General features: G+C 58.1%; 9 protein-coding genes and 1 tRNA gene. All 10 read left to right on the forward strand.

Going from position 1 to position 11189, the window contains the following annotated elements; translation table 11 throughout:
• The first annotated feature begins 327 nt into the window (after nucleotides 1–327).
• The 10 genes from I6E39_RS10575 (at nucleotide 328) to I6E39_RS10620 (ending at nucleotide 10943) form a co-directional block, all read left to right on the forward strand.
• A tRNA-Val gene (locus I6E39_RS10575) sits at nucleotides 328–403 on the forward strand.
• Nucleotides 404–884: 481 nt separating this feature from the next.
• On the forward strand, nucleotides 885–1739 hold the full coding sequence (locus tag I6E39_RS10580; RefSeq protein WP_235381549.1) for a MurR/RpiR family transcriptional regulator: 855 nt from the start codon (nucleotides 885–887) through the stop codon (nucleotides 1737–1739).
• Nucleotides 1740–2071: 332 nt separating this feature from the next.
• The gene (locus tag I6E39_RS10585) at nucleotides 2072–3109 is read left to right on the forward strand and encodes a zinc-binding dehydrogenase (protein ID WP_235381550.1); all 1038 of its coding nucleotides are present in this window, start codon (nucleotides 2072–2074) and stop codon (nucleotides 3107–3109) included.
• 63 nt (nucleotides 3110–3172) lie between these two features.
• Nucleotides 3173–4042: a class I fructose-bisphosphate aldolase gene (locus tag I6E39_RS10590; protein WP_235381551.1), complete on the forward strand. Its 870-nt coding sequence runs from the start codon at nucleotides 3173–3175 to the stop codon at nucleotides 4040–4042.
• A gap of 34 nt (nucleotides 4043–4076) precedes the next feature.
• On the forward strand, nucleotides 4077–5615 hold the full coding sequence (locus I6E39_RS10595; RefSeq protein WP_235381552.1) for a xylulokinase: 1539 nt from the start codon (nucleotides 4077–4079) through the stop codon (nucleotides 5613–5615).
• Nucleotides 5616–5663: 48 nt separating this feature from the next.
• On the forward strand, nucleotides 5664–6731 hold the full coding sequence (locus I6E39_RS10600; protein ID WP_235381553.1) for a DctP family TRAP transporter solute-binding subunit: 1068 nt from the start codon (nucleotides 5664–5666) through the stop codon (nucleotides 6729–6731).
• 124 nt (nucleotides 6732–6855) lie between these two features.
• A complete protein-coding gene (locus I6E39_RS10605) occupies nucleotides 6856–7365 on the forward strand; it encodes a TRAP transporter small permease (RefSeq protein WP_235381554.1) in 510 nt (169 codons plus the stop codon).
• On the forward strand, nucleotides 7362–8645 hold the full coding sequence (locus tag I6E39_RS10610) for a TRAP transporter large permease (protein ID WP_235381555.1): 1284 nt from the start codon (nucleotides 7362–7364) through the stop codon (nucleotides 8643–8645). The genes I6E39_RS10605 and I6E39_RS10610 overlap by 4 nt, the downstream gene beginning before the upstream one ends.
• A gap of 183 nt (nucleotides 8646–8828) precedes the next feature.
• The gene (locus tag I6E39_RS10615; protein WP_235381556.1) at nucleotides 8829–9794 is read left to right on the forward strand and encodes a D-2-hydroxyacid dehydrogenase; all 966 of its coding nucleotides are present in this window, start codon (nucleotides 8829–8831) and stop codon (nucleotides 9792–9794) included.
• A 9-nt stretch (nucleotides 9795–9803) separates the two neighbouring features.
• Nucleotides 9804–10943: a glycerate kinase family protein gene (locus I6E39_RS10620; RefSeq protein ID WP_235381557.1), complete on the forward strand. Its 1140-nt coding sequence runs from the start codon at nucleotides 9804–9806 to the stop codon at nucleotides 10941–10943.
• Nucleotides 10944–11189 lie beyond the last annotated feature (246 nt).

The raw sequence follows: 11189 nt of genomic DNA on the forward strand, positions 1-11189 counted from the left end.
GGGCAGCGTGACCCAGCCGGTAAAGTCGCCGCCGGGGCCGTTGTGATTGGCCAGCATGTCGGCGGCCTTTTCCAGACGTCCCTGCCGGGCGGCCAGATAGTCCTGAGGGATAAAAGAAGACAGTTTGGACAAATCAAGCTTTAACATAAAAGAATCCTCCTGATAAGAGAATGGGATTTGACTATGAAAATTATAGCATAGTTTCCGCCCTGTTTCATTTAAAATTTCAAGAAATTGGCCGGGAAAAGAAAAATCTTTTTTTTAAAAGAAATGTGAAAAAAGTGTTGACAAAACGACGAAGAGCAGATATAATAATCCATGCTGTTCGGACGATTAGCTCAGCTGGTAGAGCATCCGCTTGACGTGCGGGAGGTCACAGGTTCAAGTCCTGTATCGTCCACCAGAACAAACCCTTGAAGCTGTAAGGCTTCAAGGGTTTTTGTTTTGCAGTCACACTTGGTTGGAACGCTGCCCTGCGTCTGCGTTCTTGACCGGCGTGGGCTGGAAAACTGAAGATAAGAGGGAAGACTGCTGCTCCGGAGGCAGGACGGCCGGGCGCTGCCTGGGAAAATGTAGTTGCACCGCCGAATGTTCGATGTTAGAATGAAAATTACAAAAGATGGAACCATTGACGCCAGACCTTGTAGGAACGGTGTCGACAAGCCCAACGGTGAGATCGCTCATTGTGGGATAAGGTCTGATTTTGGTGTAAAACCATGTGAGGCTTTATGGCGCGTAAGCGCGTGAAAGATTGCGGGATATGCGATCCGTTGACGGCTTTGCCGCTTGCGGCTATCTGTGTAAAACGGGACGGCATCGCGCGCGAGAATTCTGATGAAAGCATGAACACAAAAAACAATGTTGGATAGGAGGTATTGATATTTATGGAGAACGAGAGCTGTATCAACAGGATCGTTGCAAAATGTGACAGTCAAACTGCTACTGTCACCGAACGCAAGATCGCTCTCTATATCAAAGAAAACCTGGATAAGGTGCTGCACTGCAACCTTTTGGAGCTGGCCGAGCTGATCGGCGTCAGTGACGCCTCCATGGTCAGATTTTGTAAAAGCTTGGGGTATAAGGGGTTTCAAGAATTTAAGATCCGCGCGGCAATGGAGACCATACCCTCCGGACAGCAGTACCACCCCAAGCTGCAGAAAGACGATAATCCGGAGCAGATCTGCCAAAAGATTTTCGCCACTGAGATCACCGCCCTTCAGCGCACGATTCAGGCACTGGATATGGAAAAAATGAAGCGTGTGGCCCAAGTCCTTTGCGAAGCCCGCCGTATCGTATTTGCCGGTACAGGCGGCAGCATGATCGTGGCGAAGGACGCCCACCACAAGTTCTTGAAGATCGGCGTTCATGTCTGCGCTGTGGAGGATAAGGATGTTCAATTGATGGAGGCCTCCTTGCTGGGACCGGGCGATGTTCTTTTCGCCGTCTCCCACTCCGGCAATAACCTCCATGTGCTCCGTGCTGCCGAACTGGGCAAATCCTGCGGTGCTACCGTTGTGGGTCTGACCGCAGAGGGCAAAAACAGATTGTCTAAAATTGCTGACTATACCATCATGACCATCAGTGAAGAGACCATCTTCCGTTCGGAATCCGCCAGCACGCGGTTGGCTCAACTGGCCGTCATGGATAGTCTGATTGCCATCATCGCCTTTCAGGACTATGACCAGGCATTTCAAGCCATCTATAAAACGCGGGCCGCTACGTCGGACAACAAAGTGTAAGATGCTGGGGCAGGGCTGGAATATCAACGTTTGAGATACCGTATGGTATCTTGCTTTTCGCCCTTAATCTGTAGAAAATCTACTACGCATACTAGTTAAAAATTAAACGATGTGCAGTTTTTCGTCATCTAAATGCCGTATATACTGTTGTTTTTCACAAAAACGGAAGCGCTTTTTCTGACAACCATCCAAAATTAAATTTCAATATTGAAATTATTCTACGGATATGCTACTATCACATCAGAAGGCAGCTCCCCCCGGTTTTCAGCCCGTTCTTAGCGGCTGGAGGTAACTGTCAACACCACACCCAAACAAGGAAGAAGGAGATTTTCATGAGAGCAGTTATTCTTTCCGGTCCCAATCAGTTCGCCCCCGCTGAGATTGCCAAGCCCGAGATCGGCCGCGACGAGATCCTGCTGGAAATGAAGGCCGCCGCCATCTGTGGCACCGACATGCGGATCCTCACCGGCAAAAAGACCAAGGGCGTCCGTTACCCCTCCGTCATCGGCCATGAGTTCTGCGGCATCATCGCCGAGGTGGGCGCAGACGTGAAAGGCTATGAAGTGGGTGAGAAGGTGGCTGTCGCCAACGTCATCCCCTGCCACCACTGCAGCAGCTGTCTGCGGGGCCGCACCAACGCCTGCCTGGACCGCAAGGCCATCGGCTATGAGTTTGATGGCGGCTTTGAGGAGTACATCCGCATCCCCGCGATCTGCATTGAAAACGGCAACGTGGTCAAGCTTCCTGAGCATGTGTCCTTCCAGGCCGGCGCGCTGATCGAGCCTCTGTCCTGCTGCATCCGCGGCCTGAAGAATGCCGGCACCGGCTTCAACGATGACGTGCTGATCGTGGGCGCCGGTCCCATCGGCCTGTTCCACCTGCAGCTGTCCAAGATCGCCGGAGCCCGCAAGGTCATCGTCAGCGAGCCCAACGAGTCCCGCCGGAAGATCGCCGCTGAGCTGGGCGCCGACCTGGTGGTCGATCCCACCAAGGAGGATCTGGCCGCGATCGTCAACCGCGAGACCAACGGCCAGGGTATGGATGTTATCGTGATGGCCATCGGCGTACCCGCTCTGGTGAACTCCACTTTGAAGCTGTGCAAGCGCGGCGGCACCGTGAATCTGTTCGCCGGCTTCGCCGGAACCGGTGAGTCCACCATCGAGGTCAACACCATCCACTACAACGAGATCAACGTCAACGGCAGCACCGCCTACAAGCTGGAGGATTATCTGGCTGCCGCCGAGATGATCAAGAGCGGCAAGATCGACGCCGACAAGATCGTTACCCACCACTTCAAGATCGACGAGTTCCAGCAGGCCTACGACGTGTGCGTCGCTGGCACCGGCCTGAAGGTCATTATCGAACCGTAAGCTTCCCCCTTGACGCTGAACCTCTTATAAAGCTTTGAAAAGTTGTGAAAGGAAGTATTTACAATGAGCAATATTGGTCTTGGTAAGAAAGTACGCATGTCCCGCATGGTAAACCCCGTGAGCAACAAGATGATGGCCATCACCGTGGACCATGCCATCTCCCGCGGCATCGCTCCCATGACCGGCCTGCACAGCATCCAGTCCACCATCGACAAGATCGTCGCCGGCAAGCCCGACGCCATGACCGTCACCCCCGGCATCCTGAATCAGTGCTGGGACGCGGAGAAGAACCGCGACGTGGCCATCCTCTGCAAGATCTCCAACTACAGCCCCGTGGCCCCCACCCAGGACATCGTGTTCGGCAACGTGGATGAGGCCATTTCTCTGGGTGCTTCCGGCGTTTCCATGGGCGCTATGACTCTGGGCACCTATCAGGGCGTTCAGTTCGAGACCATCGGCCGCTTCGCCGCCGAGTGTATGCAGAAGGGTATGCCCCTGATCGGCCATGTGTACCCCAAGGGCGAGAGCGTTCCTGTTGACCAGCGGACCTCCTGGGAGAACATCGCTTACTGCATCCGTTCCGCCTGCGAGATGGGCATGGACATCGTGAAGACCACCTACTGCGGCAACCCCGACGCCATGGCCAAGGCTTTGTCCACCGTTCCCAGCGGCTTCCGCGTTGTGATCCAGGGCGGCGACGCTCCCGCGGGCCTCGACGCCGAGGGCAAGCTGAACCACTTCCTGACCATCACCCGTGAGGCGATGGACTGCGGCGTGGGCGGCGTCACCATGGGCCGCTTTGTTTGGGACTATCCCGATGTCACCGCTCTGGTCGTGGCTCTGCGTTACCTGATCCACCACGGCTACTCCGTCAAGGAGACCAAGGAGCTGCTGGCTCAGCTGGAGAACGACAAGAACTACGACCAGTTCTGATCTCCGCATACCACGAGATTGAGGAGGGATCACCATGGAAGAGATTTATCTCCTGGGTGTGGATGTGGGTACCTCCAGCATCAAGGTCACCGTCATTGACCAGGAAGCCAGATTCGTGGCCCAGGAGAGCGCTACATATCGTCTTATCAACCCCAATCAGGTCTCCATCCAGATCGACACGGCCGACATGTGGAACGCCTTTACCGGCTGTGTCGGGGCGCTGATCAGCAAGCACAAGGTAGATCCGTCGAAGATCAAGGCCATCGGTATGTCCAGCCTGTGCCCCGGCCTGGCCGCCTTTGACGCTGAGGGCCACGTCCTGGTAGATCCCATTATCTACTCCGACCGGCGCAGCACCCAGGAGGCCGAGATCTTCCGTCAGACCATCGGGACCCAGCGGCTGTTTGAGATTACCGCCAACAGCCCCATGGCCGGCGCCATGTCCGGCACCTCCATGCTGTGGATCAAGCGCAACCTGCCTGAGATCTACGAAAAGACCCGGTATTTCGGCCATGTGAACACCCTGATGGCCGTGATGCTGTCGGGCAACTTTGCCATTGACCACTCCAACGCCTCCTACACCCTGCTGTACGAGACGACGGGACGTGGGGTGTGGTCGGAGGAGATCTGTGAAAAGATCGGCATCGACATCAACAAGCTGCCCCCGCTGGTCAAGTCCACCGATGTGGTGGGCACCCTGACCCACCCGGTGCTGCTGGCCATGGGCCTGTCCCCCGAGACCAAGATCGTCATCGGCGGCGGCGACACCGCCTGCGCCACCCTGGCTGCCGGCGTGGTGAAGCAGGGCGACGTGTGCGAGTCGGTGGGTACCACCAATGTGCTTACCGTCTGCGTGGAGGAGCCCAAGTTCTCACCCAACTTCATCAACCGCCGCCATGTGGTGGACGGGGCCTGGATCTACCAGGGGGCCATGTCCCATACAGGGTCCTCCTACCAGTGGATGTACGACAACTTCTACCAGGACTACAAGGACTACCCCTCCGTCACTGGCAAGCAGGGCATGATGCTCATGAACGACGACGCCGACCAGGCCGAGCCGGGGGCCGACGGACTGGTGTTCCTCCCCTACATGATGGGAGAGCGCAGCCCCGTGTGGGACCCTTACGCCAGAGGCGTGTTCTTCGGCCTGTCTCTCAAGACCACCCGCCGGGAGATGAACCGGGCGGTGCTGGAGGGCTGTGCCTACGGCCTGCGCCAGCTCATCGAGATGGTGGAGAAGGTCACCGGCCAGAAGCTGACAAAGTTCTCCTCCATCGGAGGCGGCGCCAAGAGCAAGGTCTGGGCCCAGATCAAGGCCGATATCACCGGCCGGGACATCACCGTGCTGGATATGAACGATATGGCCCCCGTGGGCGCCGCCCTGCTGGCAGGTGTGGGCATCGGAGTATTCCGGGACGTGTATGAGGCCTCCGCCAAGGTGGAGAAGAGCGTGTACATGGAAATCAAACACAACGACCAGCACAAGGAAGTCTACGACCGCCGATATCAGGTCTATACCGGCCTCTACCCCAGCGTGAAGGAGCTTTATAAGGTGAATCTCGGCATTGAGTGACCGTGCCGAATCATAAGGTAGAATAAAAAAGAAAAAGGAGTAATCGAAATGAAAAAGTGTCTCAGCATGATGCTGGCTCTGGCGCTGACCCTCTCCATGGTCGGCTGCGCCGGCGGCTCCACCAACGACAGCACCGCCACCAGCGGCAACACCTCCGGAACTACCTCCGCCGCCTCCTCCGACCCCAAGGTTTCCCTGAACGTCAGCGTGCCCGATGCTGATAATTCCTACATCTACGCCGCCGCCCAGGAGTTCAAGGCCCGTGTAGAGGAATATTCCGGCGGCAGCCTCGAGCTGACCGTGTATCCCAACGGCTCCCTGTACGGCGGTGACGGCAACGCCGCCATCTCCTCCGTGGGCAACGGCTCTCTGGACATCGTGATCCTGGCCGCCTCCCTGTACGCCAGCTTCGATCCCAGCTTCTATGTGATCTCCGTCCCCTACCTCTTCGACGATACCAAGCAGCTGCAGGACTACCTGAACAGCGATGTGGGCGTTGATCTGTTCAACAGCGTGGAGAGCATGGGCATCACCTGCATGGGCCGCTGGACCCGTTCCTTCCGTCAGGTCACCAACAGCAAGACCCCCATTAACTCTCCTGCCGACATGGAGGGCATGGTCCTGCGTACCCCCAGCAACTCCCTGTATGTTGAATTCTTCACCGCCTGCGGCGCCAACGCCACTCCCATGAGCTTCAGCGAGGTCTACAACGCCCTGCAGCTGAACACCCTGGACGGCCAGGAGAACCCCGTGGACGTGCCCGCTACCAACAACTTCTATGAGGTCCAGAAGTACATCTCCGGCACCAACCACATCGCCGACGCCTGGGTCGTGGGCATGAACACCAACAAGCTGAACGGCCTGACCGAGAATCAGCAGAACGCCCTGAAGCAGGCCGCCGAGGAGTGCCAGCAGTGGTACGTGGACTACCAGGCCGAGAAGGACGGCGAGATGCTGAAGCTGCTGACCGATAACGGCATGGAGTACAACGAGCTGCCCGAGGACGGCTTCCAGGAGTTTGTGTCCATCTCTCAGAGCCTGTACCCCAAGTTTAAGGAAATGGTCAAGAACGACGAGCTGTTTGACGCCACTGTCGCCTTCTGCGGCAAGGCCTAAGGTCTCTCAACACGATTTAAACTCCATCACCTGAAGCGCAACGCGGATGCGGAGGAGCCCCTCCGGCTCTTCCGCATCCGTTCTTCAATCAAGAGAACAAATAACCCTGTTAGGAGGGGAATCAATGGAACGCAAACATTCACCTTTGAGCAAATTCTTTGATGTGATTGATAAGCTGGAGAGCATCCTGTGCGGCGGCACCCTGGTCTGTCTGCTGATCGTCGTGCTGCTCCAGGTCGGCAGCCGCCTGATGGGCTTCCGCCTGACCTGGACTGAGGAGACTACCCGCTTCTTCTTCCTGTGGATGATGTTCCTCGCGGTGGCGGCCGGCTTTAACCGGGCTGAGTCCTCCCGCGTTGTGATACTGGTCAACCTGCTGCCCCGTCCCATTCAGATGCTGTGCACGGTGCTGTACTATGTGGTCACCCTGGGCTTCTTCGGCTTTATGGTCAAGTACGGCATTGATCTGACCATGCAGAAGTTCGCCTTCAATGAGATGGCCACCGCCGTCGCCATCCCCATGGGCGCCGTCATGATCTGTGTGCCCCTGTGCGGTCTGCTTGGCATCATCGGCACCATTCAGAGCTTTTTGGAGTATCCTCATAAGGTAGCGATCGGAGGCGACAAGAAATGAGTGTAGCGCTGCTGTTGATCTTTCTGGGCCTGATGGCCCTGGGCGTGCCCATCGCCATCTCTCTGGGCGCCGCCTCCGTCATCGTCCTGATCACCATGGGCAATATGCCTCTGACCATGGTGGTCCAGCTGATGTACACCTCCATGAACAGCTTCGTCATGGTGGCTGTCCCCCTGTTTATCCTGGCCGGCTCCCTCATGGACGAGGGCGGCATCGCCGATAAGATCTACGACCTGGCCGAGGCCTGTGTGGGCTGGATCTACGGCGGTCTGGGCCATGTTGCCATCCTGTGCAACATCATCTTCGGCGCCATGTCCGGTTCCTCCGTGGCGGCCGTGGCCTCCATTGGTAAAATGAGCATCAACGCCATGGCCAAGAAGGGCTACCCCAAGGAGTACGGCGTGGGCATCAACCTGGCCGGTTGTATGCTGGCCTCCGTCATTCCCCCCAGCATCCTGATGATCGTGGCCGCCTCCACCGCCAGCGTCTCCATCGGCCAGGCCCTGATGGCCGGCATGGTCCCCGGCGTTCTGATCGGCCTCATCTATATGATCTACAACTTCGTCCACTGCAAGGTGACCGGCATCGGCGAGAAGGCCCCCTTCAACCCCAAGCGGCTGGGCAAGAGCTTCGTCTCCGCCGTCCCCGCTCTGATGGTCCCCGTTATCATGCTGGTGGGCATGTACAGCGGCATCTACACCCCCACTGAGGGCGCCGGCATCGCCGTGGCCTATGCCATGCTGGTCTCCATCTATGTGTACAAGCGGCTGAAGTGGTCCGACCTGCCCCGGATCATTGCCAAGAACGCCCGCCAGACCGGCACCATCCTGTTCATCGCCATCGCGGCCAAGCCCGCCGGCCAGATCTTCGAGCTGGACGGTCTGCCCACCAAGCTGGCCCACTTCATCCTGGGCATCTCTGACAACCGGCTGGTCATCATGTTCGCCCTGTTCGCCTTCCTGATCATCGTGGGCATGTTCATGGACGCCACCGCCGCCATCTACATCCTGGTCCCCATCCTGCTTCCCGTGGTGAAGCAGCTGGGCGTCAGCCCCCTGTTCTTCGTGGTCTTCCTGGTCATCACCCTCAGCTTCGGCCTCATCACGCCTCCCGTGGGTGTGTGCCTGTACGCCGCGGAAAATGTAACGGGCCTGCCCTTGGAAAAGGTTATCAAATCGGTGGTCCCATGGCTGTTCCTGACGGTAGGCATCATCTGTATCTTCATCCTGTTCCCGCAGATCATCACCGGGCCTATTGCGGTCCTGTTCCCCAACGGTTAACCGCGGTAAGGACCCGAGCTCGCGCCCGGGTCCTTTCTTTCATTTTGGTTTCCCCCTGAACAGCCTCGGGAGGCTTGCGTCCCGGAGCTTGACAGAATCCCTTTCGCAGCCCTACACTGAAATAAACTGCACGGTCCGGGCGGGACAGTCCGCCGCACCCATGGACAAATGGAGGTTTTCCCTATGAAAATTGTAGTTTTGGACGGATATACCGAAAATCCCGGCGATCTGAGCTGGGACGAACTGGGCAAGCTGGGCGAACTGACGGTCTATGACCGCACCAGCCTGACCGACGAGGACGAGGCCATTGCCCGCATTGGCGACGCGGAGATCGTCTTTACCAACAAGACGCCCATCACCAAAAAGGTGATCGACGCCTGCCCCAACATGAAGTTTATCTCCCTGCTGGCCACCGGCTACAACGTGGTCGACTATGTGTACGCCAAGGAAAAGGGTATCCCCGTCACCAACGTGCCCACCTACGGCACCGCCTCTGTGGGCCAGTTCGCCATCGCCCTGCTGCTGGAGATCTGCCACCACATCGGCCACCACAACGAGTCGGTCCACGCCGGCAACTGGGAAAATTGCATTGACTGGTGCTATTGGGACTATCCCCTGATCGAACTGGACGGCAAGACCATGGGTATCATCGGCTTCGGCCGCATTGGCCAGACCACCGGCAAGATCGCCAAGGCCATGGGCATGAAGGTGCTGGCCTATGATAACTTCCCCAACGACTTCGGAAAGGCCATCGCTGAGTACGTGGATCTGGATACCCTTCTGGCTCAGTCCGACGTCATCGCGGTCCACTGCCCCCTGTTCCCTGAGACTCAGGGCATCATCAATAAGGACAACATCGCCAAGATGAAGGACGGCGTGATCATCCTGAACAACAGCCGCGGACCCCTGGTGGTGGAGCAGGACCTGGCCGACGCTCTGAACAGCGGCAAGGTGGCCGCCGCCGGCCTGGACGTGGTGTCCACTGAGCCCATCCACGGCGACAACCCGCTGCTGAAGGCCAAAAACTGCATCATCACCCCCCATATCTCCTGGGCCCCCAAGGAGAGCCGTCAGCGCATCATGGACTGTGCTGTGGCCAACGCCAAGGCCTACATTGATGGCGCGCCCATCAACGTGGTAAACAAATAAGAGGTCGTTATGAAGAAATGTATCGTCATTTCCGACTCCTTTAAGGGTACGCTCTCCAGCTTGGAGATCTGCGGCATTGCCCAGCAGTCCATTCCCCGGTTTTTCCCCGGGTGTGAGGTAGTTACCGTCCCGGTAGCCGACGGGGGCGAAGGCACGGTGGATTGCTTTGTGGAAGCGATCCATGCTGAGCCAGTGACCGTACAGGTCACCGGCCCCTATGGGGAAGATATCCAGGCCACCTACTGCCGTTCGGGCCACCGGGCGGTGGTGGAGATGGCCAGTGCCGCCGGCCTGCCCATGGTGGGGGACCGGCGCAATGCCGAAAAGACCACGACCTACGGCGTGGGCCAGATCATCCGCCATGCGGTGGAGCAGGGCTGCACCGAGATCCTGCTGGGTCTGGGAGGCAGCTGTACCAACGACGGAGGCTGCGGCTGCGCCGCTGCGCTGGGTACGAAGTTCTGCCGTGAGGATGGGACCTGCTTTGTCCCGGTGGGAGAAAACCTGGATCAGATCGCCCACATTGACGTCTCCGAGACCCGGAAGCTGCTGGAGCAGGTTCAGGTCACCGTCATGTGCGACGTGGACAATCCCTTGTACGGCCCCAGAGGGGCGGCCTATGTGTTTGCCCCGCAGAAGGGGGCGGACGAGGCGATGGTGGCGCGTCTGGACGGCCAGCTGCGCAGCCTGGATGAGACGCTCCAGCGGGAGCTGGGCCTCTCCCTGAGCCAGGTCCCCGGCGCCGGCGCTGCCGGCGGCATGGGAGCGGGGTGTATGGCCTTCCTGAAGGCGGAGCTGAAGTCGGGCATCGAGGCGGTGCTGGACATGGTGGAATTTGACCGCCACCTGGAGGGCGCCGACCTGGTCATTACGGGCGAGGGACGCATCGACTCCCAGAGCGTGCACGGAAAAGTCATCTCCGGAATTGCCAGACGGACCAACCCCCGGAAGATCCCTCTGGTGGCCATCGTGGGCGGCATTGCCGACGGGGCGGAGGAGGCCTATGACCTGGGCGTGACCGCCCTGTTCGGGACCGACCGGCAGGCGGTGGCGTTTGAACAGTTCGCCCATAAAACCAAGGAGAATTACCGGAAGACCCTGGAGGATATCCTGCGCCTCATCCGGGCAGTAGAGTCAAAACAGCAGTAAAAAATCATCCTGTGCAAACATATCGTGGGGCCGCCCGGCTATGGAGGCAGGCCCGGTGAATATTTTGTGGCGTTGATTAACGTGAAAGAGGAGTATTTTATGTTAAAGCTTGATTTGTCCAAACTGTCTTCTTTTATCCCTCAGGACTATCTGGCCGTCCGGCAGGGACGTCTGGAAAAGTCTGCCGACATGCTGGCCAATCACAACGGCCCCGGCGGCGACTTTACCGGCTGGGTGACTTTGCCT

The sequence above is a fragment of the Pseudoflavonifractor phocaeensis genome (genome assembly GCF_021531375.1).
In the GTDB taxonomy this organism is placed as follows: Bacteria; Bacillota; Clostridia; order Oscillospirales; family Oscillospiraceae; genus Lawsonibacter; species Lawsonibacter phocaeensis_B.

Bases quoted from the DNA above. Each gene is read 5' to 3' on its own strand.
- I6E39_RS10610 (WP_235381555.1), top strand. From the start codon at position 7,362: ATGAGTGTAGCGCTGCTGTTGATCTTTCTGGGCCTGATGGCCCTGGGC.
- I6E39_RS10600 (WP_235381553.1), top strand. From the start codon at position 5,664: ATGAAAAAGTGTCTCAGCATGATGCTGGCTCTGGCGCTGACCCTCTCC.
- I6E39_RS10580 (WP_235381549.1), top strand. From the start codon at position 885: ATGGAGAACGAGAGCTGTATCAACAGGATCGTTGCAAAATGTGACAGT.
- I6E39_RS10590 (WP_235381551.1), top strand. From the start codon at position 3,173: ATGAGCAATATTGGTCTTGGTAAGAAAGTACGCATGTCCCGCATGGTA.
- I6E39_RS10605 (WP_235381554.1), top strand. From the start codon at position 6,856: ATGGAACGCAAACATTCACCTTTGAGCAAATTCTTTGATGTGATTGAT.
- I6E39_RS10585 (WP_235381550.1), top strand. From the start codon at position 2,072: ATGAGAGCAGTTATTCTTTCCGGTCCCAATCAGTTCGCCCCCGCTGAG.
- I6E39_RS10615 (WP_235381556.1), top strand. From the start codon at position 8,829: ATGAAAATTGTAGTTTTGGACGGATATACCGAAAATCCCGGCGATCTG.
- I6E39_RS10620 (WP_235381557.1), top strand. From the start codon at position 9,804: ATGAAGAAATGTATCGTCATTTCCGACTCCTTTAAGGGTACGCTCTCC.
- I6E39_RS10595 (WP_235381552.1), top strand. From the start codon at position 4,077: ATGGAAGAGATTTATCTCCTGGGTGTGGATGTGGGTACCTCCAGCATC.